Raw genomic sequence first — 26,380 nt, forward strand, 5'->3', positions numbered from 1 at the left:
AGTGTAGTTTTTGGGAGAAAGAAGGAGAAAATCTATGAAAAAATTGTATGTGCTCATGACTCTGATGCTCCTGATGATGGGGCTTCTCGCGGGCTGCGGCTCGGAGAAACAGGAGGCTGCGGGCAAGCATCTGAATGCTGCCCTGTATTGGTTCGGCGAGTCCGTCGATCCGGCGCATGAGTGGGACGGCTGGACGGTGACGCGCATCGGCGCAGGTGAGACGCTTGTCACAGTTTCGGACAAGATGGAGTTCACACCGCAGCTTGCCGACAAGTGGGAGGCGGTCAATCCGACGACGTGGCGTTTCCACATCCGTGAGAATGTGAAGTTCCAGGATGGTGAGGCGATGACGCCGGAGCTCGTCAAGGCATCGCTCGAGCGTACACTGAAGGAGAGTCCGCGCTCGCAGAAGTCCTCGAAGATCAAGGAGATCAAGGTGGACGGACAGAACCTCCTCATTGAGACGACGGAGCCGTACGGCGCGCTCGTTGCGGCACTGACGGAGCCGGCCTTTGTTATCATCAACACGAAGGCGGATCTCTCGAAAGCGGATTCCGCACCTGTGCTGACGGGGCCCTATCAGATTGTCGGCTTCAAGAAGAACGAGGAGATTCAGCTCAAGAAGAATGAGCACTATTGGGACGGCACACCAGGGCTTGACACGCTCACGGTCAAGAACATCGAGGATGACAACAAGCGTGCGATGGCACTGCAGGCGGGCGATGTGGATTACATCCAGCGGTGCAACAGTGCGAGCCGCAGTCTCTTTGAGAATGACAAATACAAGATCCATGAGATCACGGGTGTGCGTGTCTATATGTTCCGCATGAATCTCGAGCGCGTGCTTGCGGATGCGCATCTGCGCCGTGCACTCAGCTATGCGGTTAATTACGATGATCTGGTGAAGATCGAGGGGAACGGCACAGCTGTCGCGGGGGCGGTATTCCCGCCGCACCTCGGACCCTCGTATCAGGAATCGCTGCGTCAGCATACGGATCTCGCAAAGGCTGCGGAGGAGCTTGCCGCCGCAGGTTATACCGCGAAGAATGCAGATGGCTATGTGACGAAGGACGGCAAGGAACTCGAGCTGACGATCAATGCGTGGGGCAGCAAGTCCGAGATCTACGAGGCTCTGCAGAACCAGCTCAAGCAGGCGGGCATCAAGGCGACGATCCGCCGCATCCAGAACTCCGAGGAGGCAAAGACGAAGCGTGACTTCGACCTGACGGAGAGCAACTGGATCACGCTCGGCACAAATGATCCGTTCTGGTATCTGGATCAGACGCTCCGCTCGACCAGTGAGGAGAACGTCGGCCACTACAGCAACCCCGAGGTTGACAGCCTCCTGAAGCGAATGGGCGACTCTGCGGATGCCAAGGAACGCCTTGCACTCGCCGGTCAGATTGAGAACCTCGTGCTGCAGGATACGCCGAGCCTCTTCCTGTTCAGCGTGGCGAACCAAGTTGTCGCGACGAGCAAGGTGTCGGGCGTCTATATGCACCCGATCGACTACTACCTCATCACGAAGGATCTGACGATTGGCGGGAAGTAAGGCGGACGGATCAGTCTCCCTGCTCTCGATTGCGCGCCTGACACTGCGCATTCATGCACATTGTGTGCTGCGTGATGTGACGATGGCGGTCAGGCGCGGTGAGATTGCAGCTGTCGTCGGTGAGAGCGGCTGCGGGAAATCAACCCTCCTGCGCGCCGTCATCGGCGTTCTGCCGGACGGCGGCATCATCGACGGCGGCGCGATCTCCTTTTGCGGGACGGAGCTGCTCGATGCTGCCGCGTACGTGCGCAGCGACTTGATGGGGCGGGACATCGCCGTTCTTTTCCAAGATCCCGGTGCCTATCTGAATCCCATACGCCGCATCGGTGCACAGTTCTCCGACTATCTGAAGGCGCACGGTGCAGGACGCGATTGGCGGGAGACCGCGATTGCCGCTCTGCGCCGTGAGAGTCTGGAGGATCCCGAAAAGATCATGGAGGCGTATCCGTTCCAGCTCAGCGGCGGTATGCGTCAGCGCGCTGCCACGGCAATGACGCTCTCGCTCGCGCCGAAACTCCTCTTGGTCGATGAGCCGACAAGCGCACTCGATGTCATTGCGAGCCGCAGTCTGCTTGATCGGCTCAAGCGTATGGCGGGGGAGCAGCGCTGCTCCATCGTCTTTGTGACACATAATATGGACGCAGCAGCCTATGTAGCGGATACGATCTACATCATGCAGAGCGGCAGATTTGTTGAACATGGCAGGGCAGAGGATGTCCTGCACCGGCCGTCGCATCCCTATACGAGGGTCTTGCTGGATGCTGTTCCGTATTTGACGTGAGGATCGGGGTGCGTATGAAAGAAAATGTTCTTCGCGTTCAGGATCTAAAGAAAACCTATCGTGAGGGAACGCGCCTCGTCGAGGCGGTCAGGGGGGTGTCCTTTGACCTGTATGCGGGAGAGATCACCGGAATCGTCGGTGCAAGCGGCTGTGGGAAGTCGACGCTCCTGCAGATGATTGCGGGACTTGAAACGCCGTCTGACGGATGTATTTCCTTTTTGGGACAGACGTTGACAGCGGCGCAGAGAGGATGGCCGCGCGATGTCTACCGACATCTCCAACTGATCTTTCAAAATCCGCTCGAGGCATTCAGTCCGCGTATGACGGTCGGGCAGTTTCTGCTTGAGCCGCTGCGCCGTTTCGGTCTTGTCACCGACGGGGAGGAGCGCAGTACCCTGCATATGATGCTGGAGCGTGCACACCTGCCGTCCGATACGGCAGAGCGTCTGCCGCATCAGCTCAGCGGGGGGCAGCTTCAGCGTGCAGTGATGATCCGAGCACTTTTTGTTCGTCCCAGTCTGCTGCTCTTTGATGAACCGACCAGCGCATTGGATGTTGTTACACAGGCAGCTCTTCTGGATTTTATCCGCGAACTGCATTCTGAGTATGGGTTTACAGGGCTTTTTGTCACACATGACCTTGCGGTTGTGCAGAAGATGACCACACGCGTTCTTGTCATGGAGCATGGTGAAATCGTCGAAGAACTGTCGTCAACGGCACTGAAGGAGGCAGTACATCCCTTCACACGACGGCTGATTGCAGCACAGCTGCCGCATGATTGCGTCTGACAAATAATAAAACGAGGCCGCTGCACGAAGTTTTAGCTTCGTGCAGCGGCCTCGTTCGTGTGCGTATACTCAGATTCTGCTCTTGATCTTGTCGAGGCAGTCGAGAACCTCCTCGGACAGGCTGTCCATCTCTGCCAGATACCGTTCGACATCCTGCATGTGTTTGTTGTTATATGCTGTAATCGTTGCGGCACAGACTTTGTGGAACTTCTCATGTGCGACGCCGAGCGTTGTGAATTCGGGCATATGACCGTATTTTTCCTTGCCCTCGGAGAAGTACCATTTTCCGAGACGGCAGATGGCATGGTTCTCGACATCTGCAGGATTCAGCTCGACATTGCCCCAGATCATCTGGTGCACCTTCATGCCCCAGACCATGTGGTCGGTCTTGGCGAACTCGATCATCTCATGCGGACCAAAGCCCAGCTTCAGTGCGCCGATCTTCATGCGTACATCGTTGACCTTGCGTGTGGAGTCATAGAGACCGTAGTTGCAGTTCTTTGAGCCATCCGTCATGCGTACCACATCACCGACGGTGGACTGAAGGGTGGCGTTCATCTCCTCGAATGCGGCGGACTGGCGTTGTGCGAGCGGTACAAGGTTGTCGATCGTCTTGTTGATGGAGTCAAAGACCGAGGTGAGTTTGCCCGTTTCACCGGATGCCTGCCCTACCGCTTCGACGTTGGCGCGGAAGGATTCGTCCATATGTTGGAACTCGCTCGTAATCTGCTCGACACCCGTGCGGATCTTTGTCAGCTGGTCGCGGATCTCGTCGACGGAGTTCTTGGACTGCTCGGCGAGTTTGCGTACCTCGTCGGCGACCACTGCAAAACCGCGTCCGTGCTCACCGGCGCGCGCTGCTTCAATGGAGGCGTTGAGGGCGAGGAGGTTTGTCTGCTCGGCGATGCTGTTGACCGTGACGACGAGATTGTCGATGCTTGCCGTACGCTCGTGCAGGGTATGGACATCCTGCGTCATACTCGTGAGCCCCGTCTGTGCCGTGTGTGTCTCCCGGGCAACGGTCTGGATGCTCGACTGCGTGAGATCCATCGACTCCTTGCCGCGTCCCGTCTGATTCGCCGTCTCCGAGGTTGCCTCGGCAAGGTAGACAATATCCTCCGTCATCGAGTTGACTGCATCGAGCAGCTCTTTGACATTTGTCTCCACGATGCGATTTTCGCGTGCGAGTTCATTCAGGCGCGCAGAGGCGCGTACAGTGTCGTAGACCGATGTGTTGACATCGAGGGAAAGGGCGGTCAGCGTTTCTCTCTGGTTTTTGGCAAATTGTTCGACGAGCTGTGCGAGATTCTGCATTTGAGCGTCCTTCAGTTTCGGGGCGCGTGCAGTCAGTTCGCCGCCGATCAAGGTGTTCAGATAGCTCGCAAGTGCTTTTGCGTCGCCCTGTTCGGAGGTGGCTGTCGGTCGTTCCTCTGCGACCTTTCGCGATGAAAAAAACATAATACGTCCTCCCTTTGAATGCTTATCAAACTGTTTATTCCCAAAAGTCTGATAATAAATAATACAAACCCCGATCCATCTCTTTTTAGAATGCGTTCCGAACTTTCTCTTCACAGTGCTCGGGCAATCTGCCAACTACGCGGTTTGCGTTTTAGGTGCGGCTATTATACCATAATCCGTGTGTCATGAAAAGAAAAAAATTGGGGTTATCAATGTTGTTTTCGCCGCATAAAAAAACCGCCGACAGGTGTGCTGTCGTGCGGTTCTTCCTGTATTCGCGTGTCAGTGTGTATGATGGCTGTCCTTGAGGATGCCGATCATTGCCTTCTGCACAACGTCGAGCACATCGTGGAGCAGGGCGTTATACATCTCGCCGCCATCGACAACGCCGCGCCCATTCTCCGTTAGGAAGAATTTTTTCGGATGCTCCGATGCCGCATATGCTTCATCAAATTTTGCCTTGACCAGTGCTTCAAAATCCATGAAAAGCCCTCCTTAAACACAATAACCAATGGCAGTATTATAACATATTTTTTTCTCGTTGTCCTGTTCTTTTACAGATTTTTCAAAAGAGTATCAAGGGATCAGCAGCCAGCCCGCCAGTTCGTCCAATCCGTAGGAACGCAATGCGAGACGCAGATCCTCAAGCGGCGCGATGAGTGGAGCAAACGCGAGGCGTAGTTTGAAGCGCGTGAGGGTGTGCGTATTCGCGCCGAAGATGGGGATGCGATCCATCTGGTAACGGCCTTCCTCGGGGGTGGAGAGCCCATAGTGTACGGTGAAGCCCCCACGATAGCCCGCCGCACGTGTGATTTCTTCGATCTCCGCATTGACACGGCCGCCGGGGTAGGCGATGTAGTGCATATCATAGCCGAGTTTGTCCGAGAGGAGATCATGCGAGTCTGCAATTTCGTGGCGCAGTTCGTCTGTCGATGTGAGCTCAGCGAGATTTGCATGCGTCATCGTGTGACTCTCGAATCGGATGAGCCCGGACTCTTTCATCTCGTTGATCTGATCCCATGTCAGGTAGTTCGGGTAGGCGTTCGTGAAGTCATAGATGAGAAAGATGGTCGCCTTGAACCCATACTTTTTCAGAATGGGGTAGGCGTACTCGTAGTTGTCCGCATAGCCATCGTCAAAGGTGATGATGACGGGCTTGTCGGGCAGCGGTGTCCCATTTTCGAGAGCGTCCATCATCTCGTCAATCGTGATGGTGGTGTAGCCCTCGTCTGCAAGATACGACATCTGCGTCTCGAACTGGTCGGGCCAGAGTGTGAGCGGGTTGCCGTTCTTCTCCTCGACTTGATGATAGTTGAGAACCGGCACACCAGGGGCGGAGCGCATGAGAACACAGCCGATGAGGAGGAACAGGAGAGAGACGGCGAGCAGGGAAAAGAGCAGCCGCTTGCGGAAGCATTTCACATACATTACCTTCTTCATTAGGGAGCACTGATAATTTTCTCAGCGACTCTTTAGAAATAACATTTTGTTAAGTGTAGCCCAACCATTATGCTATGTCAAGCACTCCATTTCCGCAGAGTATCGTGAAAAGTCTTTGATAAAAAAGGTTTTTCGGGCTATAATGCAGAGGTAACAACAATAAATAAAGGGGCGAAGGAATGAATCGAAACGAACTATGCTGGTGCGGCAGCGGAAAAAAATACAAGAAGTGTCATGCGGACTTCGATGAACGCATTGCGTCCATCCGCTACGATGTGATCAAGGGGCAGGTACGCCCGCCGCGCAAGATCATCAACAATGCGACGGATATTGAGGGCATTCGGCGGGCAGCGGTTATCAATGACGGCGTGCTCGATCTCATGGAGACGCTCGTGCGTCCCGGTGTGGATACGGAGACGCTCGACCGCGCAGCGAACGACTACATCGTGGAGCGCGGTGGGATTCCAGCTTGTCTCGGCTTCGAGGGCTTCCCGAAGAGCATCTGCACCTCGATCAACAATGTGGTCTGTCACGGCATCCCGTCAAAGAAGGATGTGCTGAAGGAAGGCGACATAATCAACGTCGACTCAACGGTCATCCTTGGCGGCTACTACGCGGATGCCTCGCGTATGTACCTCGTTGGCAAGGTGCCTGCTGCGGCAGAGCGGCTTGTGCGTGTGACGAAGGAGTGTATGGAGCGCGGCATTGCGGCGGCGCGTCCGTGGCACTTCCTCGGCGATGTGAGCGCGGCGTGCGGCGACTGGGCGCACGCAAACGGCTACTCTGTCGTCACGGCCCTTGGCGGGCACGGCGTTGGCAAGGACTTTCACATGGAGCCGTTCGTTCCTCATGTGGGTGAGCCCGGTACGGGCATGCTCATGGTGCCGGGTATGGTGTTCACGGTCGAGCCGATGATTAACGCGGGTGACTACGATGTGACGGTGGACGAAGACGATGGATGGACGGTGCGGACGAAGGACCGTACGCTCTCGGCACAGTGGGAAAAAACCATCCTCATTACGGAGACGGGCGCAGAGGTGCTTTCATCATGACGCATTTCGATCAGCTCGGCGTTTCAGAGACACTTGCCGTACTGCTGAAAAAACAGGGGATTACCGTGCCGACCCCCGTGCAGGAGCAGGCAATACCACCCGTGCGTGCGGGGCGCGATGTCATCGCACAGGCACAGACGGGCACGGGCAAGACATTCGCATTCCTCCTGCCCCTGCTTGAAAAGATCAAACCGCAGGGAGAGGTCGCGCAGGCACTTGTCATTGCACCCACGCGCGAGCTGGCGATCCAGATTGCACGCGTGGCAGAGCCGCTCGGGGCGGAGCTTGGCGTTGGGACAATTGTGATTTACGGCGGGGCAGACATCGAGCGGCAGAAGGAGAAGCTGCGCCGGCATCCCCAACTCATCATCGGCACGCCCGGCCGTCTGCTCGATCATGTGCGGCGCGGAACGCTTGCCCTCGGCAACGTGAACAAAATCGTCCTTGATGAGGCGGATGAAATGCTCAAGATGGGCTTTATCGAGGACGTGGAGACCCTACTTGGACACACGGCACAGGACTACCAGCTCGCGCTTTTCTCTGCGACTATGCCCGCACGCATCGTGCAGCTCACGAAGACCTTTATGACGAACCCCGCACGCATCCATATTGAGGGCGAGCGGACAACGCTCGAAAATATTGAACAGATTGTTATTTCCGTGCGTGAAGGGGAGAAGATCGATCGCCTTTGCGCATCCATCAATGAGGAAGCACCCTATCTTGCGATGGTGTTCTGCGCGACGAAGGAACGCACACGCGCTCTGATGATGGAACTTGCACGGCGCGGCTATCTTGTTGACGCCCTCAGCGGTGATCTCACCCAGACGCAGCGTGCGTTTGTCCTGCGGCAGTTCCGTGAGGCGAAGCTGCAAATTCTGTGTGCGACCGACATTGCTGCGCGCGGACTTGACATCGAGGGCGTGACCCACGTCTACAACTACGATCTGCCGCCGACCGTCACGGACTACATCCACCGTATCGGGCGCACAGGACGCGCGGGTGCAAAGGGGCGGGCGATCACGTTCGTTGCGGCGCATCAGCACGAGAAGCTGCGCAAGATGGAAGCGGCACTCAAGGAACGCCTGCGCCGCACGGCTGTCAAGAAGAAGCCTCGTCCTGCACGTCCTGACGAGGCGGGCGGGCAGGCAACAGAGCGAAAAGGGGGACAGAAACGGTTTGCGCCGAAAAGCGCAAAGCCAAAGCCGCGCAGTAAGAAGTCGGGCAAGACTGTGACGAATATTGGACGGCGCAGTCGGAAACGTCGGTAAGGGCAATTTGATGCGTCGCTCAGTCGTGTGGGCAGAATGTGGTGTAGCCCCCCTAGTGAACCTTAGTGGAGCAAGTGATCGTGTGTGGGGGAGGACGTTCATAAATGTCTCAAATATGAGATTAAAGCAAAAATTTCCATAGAGAAGGAAAAACAACGTGTTTCGTCGAATCCTTTATAGTATGCAGACAATTCCAAAGAGGAGGCATATTCATGATTGGGATCAAGAATGTCATTGCGATCATCTGTGGGGGCGGTCCCGCGCCCGGCATCAACAGTGTCATCTCCGCTGTCGTCAGCGAGGCAACGCGCCATGGCTGGGACGTGCTCGGCATCTACGATGGCTTCTCCCGGCTTGCACGCGGCGAGAAGAACTATGTCCGTCTCGAGCCCGCAAACATCAGCCGTATTCATTTGACGGGCGGCTGCATCCTTAAAATGTCGCGCTTCAACCCAACGAAGAAGGAATCCGACCTCCGCACGGTGGTCGAGACCCTTACCGAGCTCGGCGTGACCCATGTCGTCACCATTGGCGGCGACGACACGGCATTCAGCTCCATGGCGGTCTCCGAGTATGCCCGCAAGATGGGGCGCACGATCAACGTCGTTCACGTCCCAAAGACCATTGACAACGATCTGCCGCTGCCCGAGGGCGTTCCCACATTCGGCTTTGAGACGGCACGTGCATTTGGTACGATGGAAATCGAGAACCTCATGGAGGACGCGAGCACGACGAACAACCGCTGGTACTTCACCATTGCAATGGGACGTACGGCGGGGCATCTCGCACTCGGCATGGGACGCAGTGCGGGCGCGGCGATCACGGTCATCCCAGAGGAGTTCGCACAGGACAAGATCCCACTGCAGCAGGTCGTCGACGTGATTGTCGGTTCGATTGTGAAGCGCTACCTCACGGGGCGCAACTATGGTGTCGCCGTCATCGCCGAGGGTGTCATTGAGAAAATTGCCGAGGAGGATTTTGCAAAGCTTGGCAACGTTGTCACGGACGAGCACGGGCACATTCGCTACAGTGAGCTTGACTTTGGCGAGATCCTCAAGCAGGCAGTGCTCGCGGAGACGAAGAAGCTCGGCATTACCATCACCGTCATCGACAAGGAGATCGGCTACGAGCTGCGCTGCACCGCACCGATTGCGTACGATATCGACTACTGCCGTTCGCTCGGCTATTCGGCTGTGAAGTTCCTCATGAGCGGCGACTCGGGCGCGATCATCACGATCCAGGACAATCAGGCTGTGCCGATGCGTTTCGATGAGATCCGCGATCCCGAGACGGGCAAGACGAAGGTGCGCAAGGTCAACATCAACTCTGTGCATTACCGCATTGCACGCGGCTTCATGATGCGCCTCGAAAAGGGCGATCTCGAGGATCCGGGACTTGCAAACGCCTACCGCATGACGCACGAAGAGTTCAAGGAGCGTTACTCCTACCTCTTTGACGGAGATGCGGCGGAGTAACACAATAGAGAGAAAGTGATGGAGCAGAAAATTTCTGCTCCATTTTACATTTTGGGTATTGACGAGCTGTTCCCTTTGCCGTATAATACCGTATTGTTAGCGCAACACGCAAGCGATAATCGCGGGGTGGAGCAGTCGGTAGCTCGTCGGGCTCATAACCCGAAGGTCACAGGTTCAAGTCCTGTCCCCGCAACCAATTGCATAGCTTCCATGGGTAGGTGGCCGAGTGGTTAAAGGCAACAGACTGTAAATCTGTCATCTTCGGATTACGATGGTTCGAATCCATCCCTGCCCACCACCATATCGCGGGGTGGAGCAGTCGGTAGCTCGTCGGGCTCATAACCCGAAGGTCACAGGTTCAAGTCCTGTCCCCGCAACCAAGTCTGTGCGCTGGTGTAGCTCAGTCGGCAGAGCGTATCCTTGGTAAGGATAAGGTCACCAGTTCAATCCTGGTCATCAGCTCCATATAACGGCGGCATAGCTCAGTTGGCTAGAGCATGCGGTTCATACCCGCAGTGTCCGGAGTTCAAATCTCTGTGCCGCCACCATTTTGAATGTTACCCCCGCTTCGGGGGTTCTTTTATGCTTCTTAGAGAAAATGCTTTCACAATGCGTTGACAGCGTTTTCTAAGTATGATACATTGGTAAGAGTGATTTCACAAAAACTGATTGAGGAGAGTTGATATTCATGCGCAACAACATTACGCTTGAGTGCACGGAGTGCCATAGCCGCAACTATCGCACGAACAAGAACAAGAAGAACAACCCGGACCGTCTTGAGTTCAGCAAGTTCTGCAAGTTCTGCCGCAAGCATACGCCGCACAAAGAGACGAAGTAAGCGTTCTCTGTCATGGGAAAAATAGTCAAATTCCTGCGGGAAGTTGTCGCAGAGATGAAGAAGGTCTCATGGTCGACGCAGCGCGAGCTTGCGACCTATACGGGGGTCGTCGGCATCGCTATTGTTGTCGTCTGCGCCCTGATCTGGATCTGTGACACGATTTTTGCGCGTGTCTTTCAGGTCATACTGCATTACTAGACCGGGAGAACGATATGGCAGATAAGGAAGAACTCTATCTCAGGCAGGCAAACCCGCATCGGGCATGGTATGTCATCCACACCTATTCGGGCTACGAGAACAAGGTCAAGGCGAACCTTGAGCGGCTCATGCACACAGCGAGCATGAGCGAGATGATCTTCAACGTCGTTGTTCCCGTCGAGAATGAGATCGAGATGAAGGACGGCAAGGAAAAGGTCGTCCCGCGCAAGGTGTTCCCAGGCTATGTTCTGGTTGACATGATTGTTGATGAGCACTCGTGGTACGTCGTTCGCAACACAACGGGCGTCACGGGCTTTGTCGGCTCGGAGAAGCATCCGATCCCACTGACGGCGGAGGAGGCGGAGCGTATCCTCTCGGGCTGCGTCGGTGGAGCGCCGAAGCGGCGTACGAAGGTAAACGTCGGGGATACGGTACGCATCGCCTCGGGCGCGTTCGAGGACTATGCGGGTAAGATCACTTCTATTGACTCGTCGGGACTGCGCGTACAGGTCGACGTGGAGGGAACTCCGCTCGATGTCGAAATCGATCAGGTCGAACTGATTTGAACATAATACACACCGAAAGGAGGTGATGTGTCGATGGCAAAGAAGGTTGCGCGTGTCGTAAAACTGCAGGTTCCTGCGGGTAAGGCGACACCGGCTCCTCCGGTAGGCCCTGCGCTTGGTCAGGCGGGCGTGAACATCATGGCGTTCGTCAAGGACTTCAATGAGCGCACGGCAAAACAGGCGGGGCTCATCATTCCGGTTGAGATCACAGTTTTTGAGGATCGTTCCTTTACCTTTATCACGAAGACCCCTCCAGCAGCAGTTCTGTTGAAGAAGGCGGCGGGCATTGAGAAGGCATCGGGCGAGCCGAACAAGACGAAGGTCGCGAAGCTCCCGCGCTCGAAGGCACGTGAGATCGCCGAGTCCAAGATGCCGGATCTGAACGCCGCATCGATCGAGGCGGCGACATCCATGATCGAGGGCACCGCCCGCAGCATGGGAATCGAGATCACAGACTAAGTCTGTGGCACAGTGGAAGGGCATACGCCCGCTATGACCACGAAGGGAGTTATTCATGGCAAAGTTTGGTAAGAAATACCAAGACGCTGCGAAGCTCATCGAGAGCGGCAAGCTCTACGCTTCGCAGGAGGCGATGGAGCTCGTAAAGAAGACGGCAACCGCCAAATTCGACGAGACCATCGAACTGCATGTGCGCCTCGGCGTCGATCCGAAGTATGCGGATCAGCAGGTGCGCGGTGCACTTGTCCTGCCGAACGGCACGGGCAAGACTCAGCGCGTTCTCGTCTTCGCTAAGGGCGAAAAGGTCGCAGAGGCGGAGGCCGCCGGTGCGGACTTCGTTGGCTCGGATGAGATCGTGCAGAAGATCCAGGGCGGCTGGCTCGACTTCGATGTCGCCGTCGCAACGCCCGACATGATGGGCACGGTCGGTCGTCTCGGTAAGGTGCTTGGTCCCCGTGGACTCATGCCGAACCCGAAGCTCGGCACGGTCACGATGGATCTCAAGAAGGCGATTGGCGAGATCAAGGCTGGACAGGTGGAGTACCGCACGGACAAGGCGGGCAACGTCCATGTCCCCATCGGCAAGGCGTCGTTTGACGCGGATAAGCTCCGCGAGAACTACCAGGCAGTCATCGATACGCTTATCCGTGTGAAGCCGGCAGCGGCAAAGGGGCAGTACATCCGCTCCATCACGGTTGTTGCGACGATGGGACCTGCCGTCCCCGTTGCGCTCAGCTAATCAGCGCATACGGAATTTCCCCGGGCTGTAGACAGCAGGTTTGCGAAAGCATCTAACGACAATGTCGCCTGCCGAGGCCGGACGTGAATTTGAACATTCATCTCCGGCAGTAGAGCAGCCGGAGATTTTTCATTCGAAAGAATAAGAGCCGTCCAGATTGGTGTGGATTTTTGTTTGAGCAAGGAGGAACACCGGACGCGCAGTTAAGCCCTGCGTGGAGGATGTTCCGACGCGGCGAGAACAGAAGGACGTGCCAAGATGAACGGCGACAAGAAAGGAGGGAAATGATTACATGGCAGATCACAAGAAAGAAGTCATCGTCGAGAAGCTGAAAGAGCAGCTCTCCTCGGCGAAGGGCTCGGTCTTTACCACCTACAAAGGTCTTACGGTCGCACAGGATACGGAGCTCCGTCGTGAGCTGCGTGCTGCGGGCGTTTCCTATCATGTTGTGAAAAACACGATGCTGCGGCGCGCAGCTGATGCACTCGGACTTGAGGGGCTTGACCCGCATCTTGAGGGCACGACAGCATTTGCGTTCTCGGCAGAGGATGCGGTCGCTCCGGCGAAGGTCATCTGTGACTACATCAAGAAGAACAAGCTTGACGATAAGGGCATTCTGTCCGTTAAGGTTGGTACTGTTGAGGGCAAGGTGATCGAGGCGAACGAGGTGCAGGCGCTTGCGTCGCTCCCGTCGCGCGAAGAGCTTATCGCAAAGCTCATGGGCAGCATGAATGCGCCGATCTCGAATACGGTGAACGTGCTTCAGGGCGTTATCCGCAATGCCGTCTATGTGCTTGATGCAGTGCGTGCGCAGAAGGCATCCGCATAAGAAAATAAATAAGAAATTACATTATTTTGGAGGTATATCATGAACAAGGATCAGATTCTGGAAGCTATTGAGAACATGACTGTTCTCGAACTCTCCGAGCTCGTCAAGGCTATGGAGGAGAAGTTCGGTGTCAGCGCTGCTGCACCGGTTGCTGTTGCTGCGGTCGGCGGTGCTGCTCCGGCTGCTGCAGGCGGTGAGGAGAAGACGGAGTTCACAGTTGTTCTTGCAGCTGCAGGCGACAAGAAGATCAACGTCATCAAGGCTGTCCGTGAGGCAACGGGACTCGGCCTGAAGGAAGCGAAGGAGCTCGTTGACGGCGCACCGAAGCCGGTCAAGGAGAACGTTGGCAAGGCTGAGGCTGAGGAGCTCAAGAAGAAGCTTGAAGAGGCCGGCGCAACGGTCGAGCTGAAGTAATTCAGACGAAACTGATTTTGAGAAACCGCTTTCCCATATGGGGAAGCGGTGTTTATTTGCCGCGAATGAGGAAGTACATAGATACATTAGAATTGTGAAATTCATGCAAAAAGAACAGATGAATCTAGGAATAAGGTCATATATATGTTAAGATGAAAAAACAAATAAACGATAACAACATTGGGATAATAGTAAAATCATGTGTGGAGGCGTTGATGAAAAAGTATCAGATGAGGAATGGAGCGGGCATGCAGCGTGTTGGAAAACATACGGCGCGTGTCTTTCTTGTCTCCTGCTTGGCAATGTCTGCCTGTGCATCTCCTGCCTTTGCTGCAGCGGCGGGCGTGACCGCCGAGCAGCGCATATGGGTTGCACGCTATACGTTCTCGGGAGAGAATCCCTTGACGGCGGCGGAACTGGAAGATGTGCTTGCAGCGCACAGACATAAGGACGCAACACTCGCGGAACTTGAGGCACAGGCGGATGAGCTCACAAAGCATCTGCGCTCGAAGGGATATTTTGTCGCATTTGCCTATCTTGCGCCACAGGACTTTAAGGACGGTGTTGTGGACTTCACGATTGTTCCGGGACACTACGATCAGATCATTGTGAACAACGAGTCCTATCTCAAGGAGGAGGCGATCCGACGCGAGATCGGTATTTCTTCCGGTGAGATTGTGAAAAAAAGTACACTCAATCGAGGTGTTTGGCTGACAAATGACCTTTCGCGCGTGGAGGCAAATACACAGCTGAAGGCGGGCAGCCGGCAGGGGACGACGGATCTCATCGTCAACGTGAAGAACAAGGGACATCGTACATGGGGCTATATCGGCATCGATAACGGGGGCTACCGCTATACGGGACGCTATCAATACAGTGCATTCGTCAACTATGCCAGCCCCGCGCGCGAGGGAGATCTGCTCTCTGTCGGCGGTGTTATGTCGAACGGCGGCATGTGGTCGGGGTCCGCTTCCTACTCAACACCGATTGCAAAGCAGGGGGAACGAATTGGTATCAGCTATGCCCGTTCGCATTATACGCTTGGCGGTGCATTTGAGGCACTTGACTATACAGGGACGGCGGAGACGCTGAGCGTACACTGGCAGCATAATTTCAAGCGCAGCCGTGATGTGAATATCTACGGAACCATTCGTCTCGACCTCAAAAGTCTCGAAGATGAGGCAAAGGGAATGGCGTACAGCAATCCAAAGAGTGCGAAGAACTGGGTGTTTGGTGTGAACGGCGACAGTTTGGATCGTTTTTGGACGGGTGGAAAAAACACGTTTGCACTGAACTATACGCACGGTGATCTCTCCATTGACGACGAGATGCAGCGTTTGTATGATGCTGCAACGGCGCAAACGGCAGGTCAATTCGGCAAGTGGAACCTCGAACTTACACGGCTGCAGCACGTCAGTGAGCGCGTTTCTCTCTATCTGAGTTATCAGCGGCAGTGGGCGACGAAGAATCTGGACTCCTCAGAGAAAATGTCACTCGGCGGACCGAACGGCGTACGCGCCTACCCCGTCGGCGAGGCATCGGGGGATGACGGCTGGCGCTGGACATCAGAGCTGCGCTGGAACCTGCCGACGCGTGAGGGCGATGACAATGTATGGCAGCTGATTGCATTCGCCGATGGCGGTCATGTGAATCTCTATCACAACAAGCTGCCGGGCTACACAGGTGTTGCAGGACGCAGCCTTTACGGTGCAGGTGTGGGCGTGAACTGGAGCAATCAGGCAAATTGGGTGGCACGCGCGTACTATGCGTGGAAGATCGGCTCTGAGAAGGCAGTCTCAGATACGGATCGCAGCGGTCGCTTCTGGTTTCAGATTTATAAATTCTTCTGATGATGTTATAACAACTGTAGGGTTTATCGAAGGGGTATCAATATGAGCATGATGAGAAAACAGCGGCGTGGGCGGATGCGCCGCAGTCTGCGCGGCGGTATCGGCATCCTTGCGGCGGGTGCATTGATGATGGGCGGCATGAATCACGCGCTGGCACTGCCGCAGGGCGGACAGGTTGCGGCAGGTGCAGCAGACATTGCCGCATCGCAGGCGGAGATGGCGATTCATCAGGCAACGCAGAATGCCGTCATCAACTGGAACTCGTTCAACATCGGCGCGGGCGAGCGCGTTAATATCTATCAGCCGAATGCCCAGGCGGCACTGCTGAACCGTGTACTCGGGGGGAATCCCTCCGAGATCTTCGGCACGCTCTCGGCGAACGGTCGCGTCTTTCTCGTCAACCCTGCGGGTGTGCTCTTTGCACCCGGTGCACAGGTAGATGCGGGTTCGATTGTCGCCTCTACGATGAACATTACGAATGCGGACTTTATGGCGGGCAAATACGCCTTTGTTGGCACGCCGTCCGATGGAAAAATCATCAACCGTGCCTCTCTTATTGCAAAAAATGAGGGAACGGTCGCCCTGCTCGGCAAGAATGTCGTGAACGAGGGGGTTATTGTTGCGCGTAAGGGCGCAGCGGTACTCGCGGCGGGCGAAGCCGTGTCGCTCGACTTCAACGGCGACGGTAAAGTCTCGGTCGTCCCGACGAAGGCGGCGATGGAGCAGGCGGTTACGAACAAAGGTCTCGTCGAAGCCGACGGGGGCCTCGTTTTCATGTCTGCAGCGACGGGTGATGCACTGACGCGCTCGGCGGTCAATCAGGAGGGTATCGTGCGTGCCGCAAGCCTTGACGGCAAGGCGGGCGCGATCCGCATGACGGCGAACGACGTGCGCCTTGCGGCGGGCAGCGTGACGGACGTGAGCGGCGCGAAAGCCGGCACGGTTGAGATCGGCGGCGGCTGGCAGGGCACGGGCGACCTCGCGCACGCACAGAATGTCACGATCGAGCGCGGCGCGGCTCTGCGTGCCGATGCGACGGCAGCGGATGCCGCGGGCGGCACGGTCGCCGTATGGTCGGACGCTAAGACGGCGTTCGCGGGCGAGATCACGGCACGCGGCAAGGGCACAGGTGCGGGCGGCGCGGTCGAGACTTCGGGTGCGAAGGTGCAGATTACAGGTGCAGTCAACGCCTCATCCGAAGCGGGCAAGGCGGGCGAGTGGCTGATCGATCCCGGCGATATTGAGGTCAAGACGCGTGCGGCGGGTGATCCTGAAGCCGGCTCTCAGGCGGACGTACAGACCGTCACAAATTCGCTGAACGGCGGCACATCTGTAACCATTCAGACGGCGAACCTCACGGGGCCAAACGACAACTCCATCACCGTATCGGATGCCATCAACAAGACGGCGGGCGGCGACGCGACCCTTTCCCTGAAAGCAACGGGCAGTGTCAACATCAATGCCGACATCACGTCGACGGCGGGCAAGCTCAATGTGGACATCACCTCCGATACAAACCACCGTGCAGGCGGCAGCGTCAGTGTTGCGACCGGAAAGAATATCAAGACGCTCGGCGGCAATGTCAAGATCGGCGGCGGTCTTGTTGAGAATGGCGTCGGCTTTGCCAATTCACAGAGCGCGGGCGAGGCGGGCATCACACTCAACGGTGTCACGATTGACACAACGGACGGCACCACGGCGAGCGGCAATGTCGAACTTGCAGGCAGCACGACAGCGAACGCGGCGGGCGTATCGCTTACGGGCGCGACGATCACGGCGGGCGCGGGCAAGGTCACGCTCGTCGGCAAATCCACGGGCGGCGGCAAGGGCATCGCTCTCGGCGGGAACATCACGACGCGCTCGGTCGAACTGCGCACGGATTCCATCGATCTCTCGGGCACGATCACGGGCGACGGTGATCCCGCAGGTACGGCGAAGGTCTGGACGCTTTCGGATGGGAAGACCATCAACTTTGGCACAGGCACGGGCGGACTTGACCTCGCAGGCGATACGTTCACGAGCACGGGAAAGATTCGGAACTTCAAGAAGAATACGGTCGGCGACGCCGCGAAAAAGGCGAATATCATCGCAAACGGCGTGACGGCGGACGAAGATCTGGAAATGTATACGGGTGCAGGCACGCTGACGGTCAGCGGCGCGGTGAATATCGCTTCGACGCACGCACTGACGCTTGGCTCGAAAAACGCCATCACGGGCGCGGGTGTCATCACGACGGACATGGCCGTGCTTGAGGCGGCGGATGCAGCCGTGAATCTCACGGGCGCGAACGCCGTCAAGAAGCTCGACGGCAAGGCGAAGGCGCTGACACTCAAGAACGGCGGCGATCTCAAGGTCGGCGAAGATACGGGGCTTGTGACGACGAACGGTGCGGACGTCGAAGTGACGGCGGGCGATCTCACGGTCGGCGCACACGGCATCACGAACGGCGCGGGCGCGATGAAGCTCAAGGCGAGCGGCACGCTCAAGCTCGATGCGAATGCTGAGGTCAAATCGACGGGCGCGGCGGCGACATCACTCGAAGCGGCGACGGTCAATTTCGACACGGCGAGCAAGGTATCGACAGCAGGCGGTACGATCAATGTCAAGACGGATGCGCTGACGCTTCCTTCGGGAGCGCAGGGCACTCTTTCGAGTGCAAACGGCGCGGTTACGGTCGAGACAAGGACGGCGGGCAAGACGATGTCCGTCGGTTCTTCGAGTGCCGATGTTCACATGAATGACCTCAATTTCATCAACTCGGGCACGGGCGAAATCCAGATCGGCAATGCGTCTACGGGCAACGTCGAGATCGGCACAGCCGATGTCAAAGCACCGCTGACGGTGGAATCGGGCGCAACGCTCAAGTTCTCGGGAACGCTCTCGAATACGGGCAATAAGAACACGACGTTCAAGGCGAACGCCGTGGACTTTGCTGCGGGCGCAAACCTCGCGGCGGGCACGGGCACGATGAAGATGGTGACGGACAGCGTCACGAACTGGAACAATGTCACGTTCGCTGATACGAACGATGCGGGTACGTTCGTCTTGAAGCCCAAGACGGCAGGGAACTTCACCGTCGGCGGCACGGCAGGTCTTGTGACGGATGCAGGCTTTGGAAAGCTCAAGGCGGGAAATTTCCACAATGTCAGCATCGGAGACAAGGCAAACGCAGGTATGGCTACGATTGACACCATTTCGAGCGGCAATCTGCCCAAGTATACGAGCATCCTGACGCAGGGGAAAATCAATATCACGGGCGCGGTCAACGGTGCGGCGACGGATACGCTCACGCTTCATGCCGATGCGCCGGGGACGACGCTCGGAGACGGGCTTTCCCAAAGTGCGCCCGTTTCAGTTGGCAACCTGCTGCTCCTCGGCAAAGGCTCGATGGATCTCAGTACGCAGCCGAACGCGATCAAGAACATCGCCGCCGACATGTCGGACGGTGATCTCAAGCTCAAGAATCAGACGCACATGAAAGTTGCTGTCGTTGAGAATCGTACCGTCACGCCGAAAGTGGATGTCGATGGACTAAAGACGAAGACAACGGACATCAAGCTGGATGCTGGGCAGAAACTTACGGTTGAGGGCAAGCTGAACTCCACGGACGACACGAAGATCGAAGCCGACGACCTCGACCTCGGAAATAACAAGGTCAACGTCGGCAAGAAGCTCACGCTCGAAAAGGCGACAAAGTCGCAGACCATCAACGTCGGCACGGGCACGGGCGACTGGAACATCAACAACGCGAATTACGGCAAGATCAAGATCGGCGGCGCGACGCAGACGGGCGATGTCAATATCAAGGGCGCAACGTTCAAGAAGCCATCGGACATCGAGACCACGGGCAAGGTCACGCTGACGGGCGCGACGAAGGCGGGCGCGGATGGTAAGTCCGACATGAAGATCAAGGCGCATGCGGCAGAACTGCCGACGGCGTCCGATACGCTCGCTGTCAAGAATCTCGACCTCGACCTCTCGGGGGGCATCGATCTCGGCCTCGGCAAGATCAACGGACAGAAGGACGGCAAGGTCACGGCGAAGGGCGCATCGGCGAGTCAGGACATCTATATCAGTGACAATGCCGCAGACGCTCCTGCCGCAGATTTCCGCATCGCCTACCGTACGATCAATGACACGCTCAACGGCTTCGGCGGCTTCGACGTCGCGGGTGAGAAGCATGTCTACTTCTACGGCGGCGCAGTCAAGAAGTCCATCAATGCGGCGGGCAAGCTCGGCGTCGAGGTGCGCGACAATCTCTCCATCGAGGGCAAGGGAACGAAGCTCACGATTGGTGCAGATCCGACGCAGGCGGGGCACGATCCCGCCTCGGTCATCACGGGAGGTTTTACCGTCAAGCAGGGCAAGACCGTCCATGTGAAAGGCTCGGGTGCGACAAAAAAGGGCGAAGGGGCGGAGATCAATATCCAGACGGGCAGTGACATCCATCTGGAACAGGGAGCCAAGCTGAAGGTCGAGGGCAACTATGCCATGGCGACGCTCAATGCAAGAAACGGTGACGTCGTGCTGAACGAGGACGCCAAGGTTGAGGTCGCCGCTGGCTCCACACCCGTCTGGGTCGATGTCACGGGCAACCAGCTGAAGCTCGACGCACGCGCTCAGCTCGATTCGGGCACCGATACCGTCGGCGCTCTTCGCGTGCATACGAATAAGATCGTCACGCCGGCGGCAGACGACAATACGACGAACATTGTCGGCAAGAGCGGACTCGTCATCACGCGCAAGACGGCGGGCGATCTGACGCTAAACAACTCTTCGACGGGCGCAGGGCTTCATGTCACGAGCGACCAGCTCAACGGCAAGCTCTTCGGCAATCAGTTCAGTGAGCTTGTTCTCGGCGACAATCGCAGCCAGACGGTCACGATTGATGGCCTTGAGGCAAATAACCGCGTCGTCGTCAAGACGGCGGAGACGGGCAAGGTCACAGTCGGTGCGGGCGGGCTCAAAGTCGGCACCGATGGATCGGGCAAGCCTTACAATGTGACACTGACGACGGGAGCTATCGAGAACCCGACCGGCGGCAAAATGAATATTGGCGGGGGAAGTGCGCTGAACCTCTATACGAACAGCATCGCGAACCTCACCCCGAGCAGCGGCAGTCCGTCCGTCACGGGCACAGGCACGCTCGGCATTGGGACGTACAACGGCTCGAAGACCATCGGGCTTGGCGACGGTGCGACGGGCGATCTGCAGCTGACGAACAATAAGTTCACACAAGTATTCGGCCCGAACTTCTCGCATTACGCCGTCGGCAACGGTACGCAGGGCACGATCAATGTGAAAAATTCTTCCCTCGGGAAGGACGTGACGCTCCAAGCGGATAACATCAACTTCGCAGGGGATATGACGCTTGCGGCGGGAAAGACGCTCGTTGTCAACGCCAAGACGGCGGCGAACCAGACGGCGGGCAAGATTACGGCGGCGAACCTCGCCGCCGTCGGCGGCAACATCGCGCTTGAAAAGGACAACGAAATCGGCACGCTCGCCGCCGACGCGCTTTCCGTCAAGGTCAAGTCCAATGCCTTGACCATCGGCGAGATTACGACGCCTGCGGGCGCATCCGTCCCCTCGCGCACGATTACGGGCGTCAAGGCGGGTGAGTCCGGTGGCACGGCGGGTGACGTCGTGCTTTCGGCGGACGCCATGACCTTCGACAAGACCGTTGAGGGCAAGGGCAATTTGACCATACAGCAGGCGACGGCCGCGACGAACCTCAACGTCGGCGTGACGGGTACGGGGCTGAATCTGCCAGAGAACCTCTTTGGCGGCGCGAAGATCAAGGATGGTTTCAAGCATGTCTATCTTGGACGCGAAGATGCGACGGGAGCGACAAAGGTCGGCGGCAATCTGAACTTCGTCGATCCGACGACAATCCGCTCAGGGAAAACCGCAGGCTCGATGACGGTTGACGGCTCGGCAAACATTCGAACGAATGGCAACGACTTCGCACTCGAATCGAAGGATTTGACGACGGCGGCTGGAAGCAATGTCGATACGGGCACGGGCGCACTCACGCTCAAGACCGATGCGATGAACTTGAACGGCAAGATGAAGGGCAAGAAGGCGCTCAATATCCTGCCGATCTCGCACAACCGCGACATCAAGCTCGGCGGCACGGTGAACGATCCGGCGAAGCTCTCGCTGCTCGACAAGTATTTCAATGGAAACAACCGTCAGTTCTGGGAGTATGAGATCATCAACATCGGCGACCGCGGAGGCGGCGGACGCCTCTATCAGAGCGGCACGATTGACATGCCGTTCACCGTCAAGATCCAGCAGGCGATCACGAGCGGCACAGGTGGCGTCAACCTCTCCGGCTCGATCAATACGCACGGCAGGGACTACACCGTTGCCAGCCGTGAAGTCAATCTCGACGATGCACATATCAATGCCGACGGCGCTGACCGCGATCATGACGGCAATGTCGCCATCCAGGCGGACAAGCTCAACACGGCGAATGGCAGCACGATCACAGGCCACGGCGATGTCTCCTTCGACACCTATACGCCGGGCAAGACGCTCAACTTCGGCACGCCTGGTGCGGGTGGCTCTGCCTCCGATCCCACACTTCCGTCCGACATCTTCAGCGGCACGGGGCTTCTGCGCAAGAACCCCGATGGCAAGGGCTTCAAGAAGATTCGCATCGGTGGTCAGAATGCAGGAGATATCAAGGTCGGTAATGTCGACCTGCCTGAGGGGCTTGCGGATGCCGTTTCCATCAAGACGGGCGGCAATGTGACCTCGACGGGCGTATTGAAATCAGTTCCGACGCTCGAAGTGGATGCACATAACGTAAATCTCACGGGCGCGAATGAGATCAAGAACCTTGGCAATATCACGTCCGCGACGGGCGTTTCTGTCGAAACGAAGGGCGGAACGAATGTTACGGGCAAGATCACGGGCAATAACGCTCCGATCAATATTACAAACAAGGACGGTGGTAACGTCACGATCGCGCCCGGCGGACAGATTGTCGGCACGGGTACGTCCGATGTCCTCATCGAGGCGAAGGGCGGCGCGTTCAAGAACAAGGGCGGCGCGAACGCCATCCAGACCGCGCCCGGCCAGCGCTACGTCGTCCATACGGAGGACTCCGTTGAGAACGAGATTGACGGTCTTGTCTTTGAGTTCCGCCGCTACGGCACGGACTATACGGCGCGTGGCTCGGTCACGATTCCACCCGGCAAGAACGCGATGTTCTACAAGTATCAGCCCGAGCTCAAGCTCTACTCGACCCGTGCCTACGGCGACGAGAACAGCACGTTCTTCAACTCGACGGCGGGCTTCCATATCGAAGACGACGGCAACCTCAAGCGCCGTGCGCTCGACAAGACGGAGGTCGACTATATCCGCGACCATGTGCAGGATTCGGGCACGCACAATTTTGGCACGACGAAGCATACGAACGTCAATGCCGACGTCAATACGGCAGACGGCACAGTGACGAATGCTTTGACCGATGTCAATATGCGTTCGGGTGCACGTACCTACGGCTCGAATTCGACGATTGCCAATGAGAAGATCACCTATCAGGGACATAACGACCTCAACTACAAGATCACGGTCGACTATCGCATCGTGCCGCGCGTCGTCACGGTTACGGGCAAGACGGAGACGGTCAACTATAACGGCAATCCGCACAACTACACAGGCACGAACGGTGTTACGTTCACAAACTTCGCGAACGGCCAGACGGCGGCAACGCCGGGACTGCTCTCGGGTGCTGTTTCCTATACCCCGATCGCGGATGTGACGAAGACGTCGGGCTATGCGCAGGGCGCAGTCCATGCGGGTGAGTACAGTGTTGACCTGAAAAACAGCACGCTCTCCGCGACGAACTACAAGTTCAAGTACGTTCCGGGCAAACTCACGATAAAGCCCATAGATATTCACTTCACCGCGCCGAGCGGCGAGCGCATTTACGGCACGTCGAACGACAGCGTGACCATGACGTCGAGTACGACGCATACAGGCACGCTCCTTTCGGGCGACAGCTTCGCCAAGTATACGGTCACGGCGACGGACGGCACGAATGATGTCACCGAGCGCACGGGTGTCGGCACTTACACGATGACCTTGAACGGTGCGGCGCTTGCCACGGGCAGCCGCAGCCTTGCGACGGACTACCATATCACGTCCGATCCCGGCACGCTGACGATCAAGAAGCGTGCACTCACCATCACGGCGGGCGATAAGTCGCGCGTCTATGGCGATGCAAACACGACGGCGGGGTATATGAACAACACGCGCAAAGTCAACGTCGGCGCGGCTACCGCGACGACGGGTCTCGTCAATGGCGATGCCATCGACGATGTGACGGAGACGATCGACCCGACGGCGACCGTTACGACGAACGCCGGCACAGCAGGTCTTTGGACAAAGGCGAGCGCCGCGCATTTCTCGTCGGGTACAGCAGCGAACTATGACATCACCTATGTCAACGGACATTTTAATATCAAGAAGCGTACGCTGACGCTCGTCGCGGGCGATAAGAGCCGTATCTACGGTACGGCAAACAGTACGGCGGGCTATGTGAATGGGACGAATCTGTTCCGCGTTAAGGCGGGGACGAACCTTGTGAACGGCGATACGATCTCGACAGTCACGGAGACGATTGATTCGCGTGCGACCATCACGACGGATGCAGGAACGGCTGGGCTCAAGACGAAGATTGCGGGTGCAGTCTTCGGCACGGGCAACGCGAACAACTACGATATTTCGTATGAAGATGGCAGCTTTGCCATCACGCCGCGTGACCTCACGCTGCGTGCAGGAAACAAGACGCGCATCTACGGAACGGAGAACAGCACCGCTGTCTATACAGGCGGTACGACGAAATTCCGCGCCGATGCCGCGACTGCGACCACGGGCTTGGTGAACGGCGACACCGTTACCGATGTCACAGAGACAACGAATGCGGTGCGTACGACGAATGCCGGTACAACGGGGCTCAAGACCTCGATCACGAATGCAGTGTTCGGCACGGGCAAGACATCGAACTACAACATCAGCTATGTCGACGGCGGCTTTGATATCACGAAGCGTGATCTCTACATCACGGCGGGCGACAAGAGCCGCGCCTATGGTGCGGATAACGCAACGGCGCAGTATGTGAACGGCACGAGCCGTCTCAATGTGCGCACGGCGGACGCTACAACGGGACTTGCGAACGGTGATCGGATTTCCTCCATTACGGAGACGATCGACCCGACCGCTGCGGTCACGACGAATGCGGGCACGCCGCACCTCTGGACAAGGGCGAGTGCCGCACAGTTCTCGCATGGCACGGATGCCAACTACAATATTCACTACGCAGACGGCAGATTTACCATCACTCCGCGCGAGGTGCTTATCACGGCAGGCAGTGCCTCCCGTGACTACGGTGCACCGAATCCCGTTATAACCGCATACACGATTGAGCGTGGCGATCATACCACGCAGCGCGGTCTGCTCGCGGGCGACGATATCAGCGGCATCACATCGCACTATGATGCAGGGATGAATGCGACCACGCGCGGTGGTCTCTATCGGGGTGTGATCCACGTCGATCCTGCCTCGGTCGCGGCGGGCTATACAGGAGCAACGGCACGCTCCAACTATCACTTTAACTATGCGCCCGGTAATCTGACAATTGCTATGCGCGGCTTCGATATGAGCACGCCTGAGGGCAGAGCCGTAACGACGGGGACTTCCTCTGCAGCGCAGATTGTGGCGGGGCTTACGGGCAGACATACAGGTACCTTTTCTGCTGCGACGGGTGTAGGTACATCCGGTGAAAGCAGAACGAGCAACGGGAATAACGGAAACTCTGTGACAGTGGGTGCACCCGCAACGGAAGCCCGGCGGGATACGAGTTTTGCCGATGGTGTAACTGTTCAGATGCCGCAGGATGCAGCACCGACGAATTGGGCAAACCGTGTCGTTGTGACGAATGGCAGTACGCCCGAGGCGCATGATTTCGTCGAGCACAAGGACGGCTCGTTCGGGTTTGATCTCGGTAGGACGCGCGGTAACCGCGGGTTCCGTCCTGAGGATCCGGCCAACAATACGTCGGAGGCAATTCCTGTGCTCTTTACGGATGGTGGAGCGCGTGACCTTGACGGCATCTACACGGTCAACTATTCACCGGAGAAGCTGGCGATCAAGCCCTCCTCGAAGAAGGTTGACATCCCAGATCCAAAGGAGATTCGCAACACCTCAGAGCAGGCACTCAGCTTCCTCTACCAGACGGCGAACGGCTCTTTCAAGGTGACATTCGGCAATGGCATTGTGACGCTCTATCCGCAGGATGAGCCGGCGCTCTCGATTGTCACAGCAAAGGATCGCAAGGCGGAGCGCGCTGTGCTCGCCTCAGGGCTGCTCACGGCGATCGAGGATCTCGGTGTAACACCCGTAGAGATCCGCGCTGTCTACATTTTCAATGTGATGGAGGAGCAGACGGCAGAAGGGTAAAACTTCATAAATCATATGCTGCTTGGGGGCTGCTGCACGAAGCTTTTCGTTTCGTGCAGCAGCCCCCTTCTTTTTCTAAAAAATCATTTTGACTTTTTGTCATTTTGCTCTTGACTTTTTGCTTTTTCCCGTGTATATTCAGTATAGCTTTTGATTAGCACTCAGTTTTAGAGAGTGCTAACAGTGGTTAAAAGGAGAGG

Annotated in this window: 18 protein-coding genes and 5 tRNA genes; 20 read left to right on the plus strand and 3 right to left on the minus strand. The window is 57.0% G+C overall.

The window, feature by feature from the left end; translation table 11 throughout:
• The first annotated feature begins 34 nt into the window (after nt 1-34).
• Genes HMPREF9334_RS10250 through HMPREF9334_RS10260 form a run of 3 tightly spaced genes read left to right on the plus strand, consistent with a single transcriptional unit; the run spans nt 35 to nt 3,121 of the window.
• A complete protein-coding gene (locus HMPREF9334_RS10250; protein WP_006693399.1) occupies nt 35-1,552 on the plus strand; it encodes an ABC transporter substrate-binding protein in 1,518 nt (505 codons plus the stop codon).
• Nucleotides 1,539-2,333 carry an ATP-binding cassette domain-containing protein gene (locus tag HMPREF9334_RS10255; RefSeq protein WP_006693400.1) on the plus strand — a complete coding sequence of 265 codons (795 nt, stop codon included), beginning with the start codon at nt 1,539-1,541 and terminating at the stop codon, nt 2,331-2,333. The genes HMPREF9334_RS10250 and HMPREF9334_RS10255 overlap by 14 nt, the downstream gene beginning before the upstream one ends.
• A 14-nt stretch (nt 2,334-2,347) precedes the next feature.
• Nucleotides 2,348-3,121: an ABC transporter ATP-binding protein gene (locus tag HMPREF9334_RS10260; RefSeq protein ID WP_039957529.1), complete on the plus strand. Its 774-nt coding sequence runs from the start codon at nt 2,348-2,350 to the stop codon at nt 3,119-3,121.
• 69 nt (nt 3,122-3,190) lie between these two features.
• Here HMPREF9334_RS10260 and HMPREF9334_RS10265 read toward each other — a convergent pair whose 3' ends face one another.
• From HMPREF9334_RS10265 to HMPREF9334_RS10275, 3 genes are all read right to left on the minus strand, one after another.
• Nucleotides 3,191-4,579 (minus strand): methyl-accepting chemotaxis protein, encoded by a 1,389-nt coding sequence (locus tag HMPREF9334_RS10265; RefSeq protein WP_006693402.1) that lies wholly within the window; start codon nt 4,577-4,579, stop codon nt 3,191-3,193.
• 282 nt (nt 4,580-4,861) lie between these two features.
• Complete coding sequence (locus HMPREF9334_RS10270; RefSeq protein WP_006693403.1) at nt 4,862-5,062, minus strand: hypothetical protein; 201 nt, start codon at nt 5,060-5,062, stop codon at nt 4,862-4,864.
• A 93-nt stretch (nt 5,063-5,155) separates the two neighbouring features.
• A complete protein-coding gene (locus HMPREF9334_RS10275; RefSeq protein ID WP_425358159.1) occupies nt 5,156-6,019 on the minus strand; it encodes a polysaccharide deacetylase family protein in 864 nt (287 codons plus the stop codon).
• A 179-nt stretch (nt 6,020-6,198) separates the two neighbouring features.
• Here HMPREF9334_RS10275 and map point away from each other — a divergent pair, with 179 nt between their 5' ends.
• From map to HMPREF9334_RS10360, 17 genes are all read left to right on the plus strand, one after another.
• Nucleotides 6,199-7,071, plus strand: a complete 873-nt coding sequence (gene map / locus HMPREF9334_RS10280; RefSeq protein ID WP_006693405.1) for a type I methionyl aminopeptidase — start codon at nt 6,199-6,201, stop codon at nt 7,069-7,071.
• Nucleotides 7,068-8,339: a DEAD/DEAH box helicase gene (locus tag HMPREF9334_RS10285; RefSeq protein ID WP_006693406.1), complete on the plus strand. Its 1,272-nt coding sequence runs from the start codon at nt 7,068-7,070 to the stop codon at nt 8,337-8,339. The genes map and HMPREF9334_RS10285 overlap by 4 nt, the downstream gene beginning before the upstream one ends.
• A 212-nt stretch (nt 8,340-8,551) precedes the next feature.
• Entirely contained in the window at nt 8,552-9,814 is a 1,263-nt protein-coding gene (pfp, locus tag HMPREF9334_RS10290) for a diphosphate--fructose-6-phosphate 1-phosphotransferase (protein ID WP_006693407.1), read from the plus strand.
• 120 nt (nt 9,815-9,934) lie between these two features.
• Nucleotides 9,935-10,010, plus strand: a tRNA-Met gene (locus HMPREF9334_RS10295).
• A gap of 16 nt (nt 10,011-10,026) precedes the next feature.
• Nucleotides 10,027-10,112: transfer RNA gene (locus HMPREF9334_RS10300), tRNA-Tyr, on the plus strand.
• Nucleotides 10,113-10,118: 6 nt separating this feature from the next.
• Nucleotides 10,119-10,194, plus strand: a tRNA-Met gene (locus tag HMPREF9334_RS10305).
• Between the two features lie 9 nt (nt 10,195-10,203).
• Nucleotides 10,204-10,279 (plus strand) — tRNA-Thr (locus HMPREF9334_RS10310).
• Between the two features lie 6 nt (nt 10,280-10,285).
• Nucleotides 10,286-10,362 (plus strand) — tRNA-Met (locus HMPREF9334_RS10315).
• Nucleotides 10,363-10,502: 140 nt separating this feature from the next.
• Nucleotides 10,503-10,652: a 50S ribosomal protein L33 gene (gene rpmG / locus HMPREF9334_RS10320; RefSeq protein WP_006693408.1), complete on the plus strand. Its 150-nt coding sequence runs from the start codon at nt 10,503-10,505 to the stop codon at nt 10,650-10,652.
• A gap of 12 nt (nt 10,653-10,664) precedes the next feature.
• A complete protein-coding gene (gene secE, locus HMPREF9334_RS10325; protein ID WP_006693409.1) occupies nt 10,665-10,850 on the plus strand; it encodes a preprotein translocase subunit SecE in 186 nt (61 codons plus the stop codon).
• A 14-nt stretch (nt 10,851-10,864) separates the two neighbouring features.
• Nucleotides 10,865-11,416: a transcription termination/antitermination protein NusG gene (nusG, locus tag HMPREF9334_RS10330; RefSeq protein ID WP_006693410.1), complete on the plus strand. Its 552-nt coding sequence runs from the start codon at nt 10,865-10,867 to the stop codon at nt 11,414-11,416.
• A gap of 33 nt (nt 11,417-11,449) precedes the next feature.
• On the plus strand, nt 11,450-11,875 hold the full coding sequence (gene rplK, locus HMPREF9334_RS10335; protein ID WP_006693411.1) for a 50S ribosomal protein L11: 426 nt from the start codon (nt 11,450-11,452) through the stop codon (nt 11,873-11,875).
• Nucleotides 11,876-11,930: 55 nt separating this feature from the next.
• The gene (gene rplA, locus HMPREF9334_RS10340; protein WP_006693412.1) at nt 11,931-12,614 is read left to right on the plus strand and encodes a 50S ribosomal protein L1; all 684 of its coding nucleotides are present in this window, start codon (nt 11,931-11,933) and stop codon (nt 12,612-12,614) included.
• A 292-nt stretch (nt 12,615-12,906) separates the two neighbouring features.
• A complete protein-coding gene (gene rplJ, locus HMPREF9334_RS10345; RefSeq protein ID WP_006693413.1) occupies nt 12,907-13,443 on the plus strand; it encodes a 50S ribosomal protein L10 in 537 nt (178 codons plus the stop codon).
• Between the two features lie 39 nt (nt 13,444-13,482).
• On the plus strand, nt 13,483-13,857 hold the full coding sequence (gene rplL / locus HMPREF9334_RS10350; RefSeq protein ID WP_006693414.1) for a 50S ribosomal protein L7/L12: 375 nt from the start codon (nt 13,483-13,485) through the stop codon (nt 13,855-13,857).
• 215 nt (nt 13,858-14,072) lie between these two features.
• Entirely contained in the window at nt 14,073-15,707 is a 1,635-nt protein-coding gene (locus HMPREF9334_RS10355) for a ShlB/FhaC/HecB family hemolysin secretion/activation protein (protein WP_006693415.1), read from the plus strand.
• A gap of 42 nt (nt 15,708-15,749) precedes the next feature.
• On the plus strand, nt 15,750-26,180 hold the full coding sequence (locus HMPREF9334_RS10360; RefSeq protein ID WP_006693416.1) for a two-partner secretion domain-containing protein: 10,431 nt from the start codon (nt 15,750-15,752) through the stop codon (nt 26,178-26,180).
• Nucleotides 26,181-26,380: the final 200 nt, after the last annotated feature.

Source organism: Centipeda infelix ATCC 43532 (assembly GCF_000234095.1).
GTDB classification, from domain to species: Bacteria; Bacillota; Negativicutes; order Selenomonadales; family Selenomonadaceae; genus Centipeda; species Centipeda infelix.

What these genes read in the sequence shown, in the direction of transcription:
- pfp (WP_006693407.1), top strand. Translation starts at nt 8,552, where the DNA reads ATGATTGGGATCAAGAATGTCATTGCGATCATCTGTGGGGGCGGTCCC.
- rplL (WP_006693414.1), top strand. Translation starts at nt 13,483, where the DNA reads ATGAACAAGGATCAGATTCTGGAAGCTATTGAGAACATGACTGTTCTC.
- rplJ (WP_006693413.1), top strand. Translation starts at nt 12,907, where the DNA reads ATGGCAGATCACAAGAAAGAAGTCATCGTCGAGAAGCTGAAAGAGCAG.
- HMPREF9334_RS10285 (WP_006693406.1), top strand. Translation starts at nt 7,068, where the DNA reads ATGACGCATTTCGATCAGCTCGGCGTTTCAGAGACACTTGCCGTACTG.
- nusG (WP_006693410.1), top strand. Translation starts at nt 10,865, where the DNA reads ATGGCAGATAAGGAAGAACTCTATCTCAGGCAGGCAAACCCGCATCGG.
- HMPREF9334_RS10355 (WP_006693415.1), top strand. Translation starts at nt 14,073, where the DNA reads ATGAAAAAGTATCAGATGAGGAATGGAGCGGGCATGCAGCGTGTTGGA.
- HMPREF9334_RS10275 (WP_425358159.1), bottom strand. Translation starts at nt 6,019, where the DNA reads ATGAAGAAGGTAATGTATGTGAAATGCTTCCGCAAGCGGCTGCTCTTT.
- rpmG (WP_006693408.1), top strand. Translation starts at nt 10,503, where the DNA reads ATGCGCAACAACATTACGCTTGAGTGCACGGAGTGCCATAGCCGCAAC.
- rplA (WP_006693412.1), top strand. Translation starts at nt 11,931, where the DNA reads ATGGCAAAGTTTGGTAAGAAATACCAAGACGCTGCGAAGCTCATCGAG.
- HMPREF9334_RS10265 (WP_006693402.1), bottom strand. Translation starts at nt 4,579, where the DNA reads ATGTTTTTTTCATCGCGAAAGGTCGCAGAGGAACGACCGACAGCCACC.
- HMPREF9334_RS10260 (WP_039957529.1), top strand. Translation starts at nt 2,348, where the DNA reads ATGAAAGAAAATGTTCTTCGCGTTCAGGATCTAAAGAAAACCTATCGT.
- HMPREF9334_RS10270 (WP_006693403.1), bottom strand. Translation starts at nt 5,062, where the DNA reads ATGGATTTTGAAGCACTGGTCAAGGCAAAATTTGATGAAGCATATGCG.
- map (WP_006693405.1), top strand. Translation starts at nt 6,199, where the DNA reads ATGAATCGAAACGAACTATGCTGGTGCGGCAGCGGAAAAAAATACAAG.
- HMPREF9334_RS10360 (WP_006693416.1), top strand. Translation starts at nt 15,750, where the DNA reads ATGAGCATGATGAGAAAACAGCGGCGTGGGCGGATGCGCCGCAGTCTG.
- HMPREF9334_RS10250 (WP_006693399.1), top strand. Translation starts at nt 35, where the DNA reads ATGAAAAAATTGTATGTGCTCATGACTCTGATGCTCCTGATGATGGGG.
- secE (WP_006693409.1), top strand. Translation starts at nt 10,665, where the DNA reads ATGGGAAAAATAGTCAAATTCCTGCGGGAAGTTGTCGCAGAGATGAAG.
- rplK (WP_006693411.1), top strand. Translation starts at nt 11,450, where the DNA reads ATGGCAAAGAAGGTTGCGCGTGTCGTAAAACTGCAGGTTCCTGCGGGT.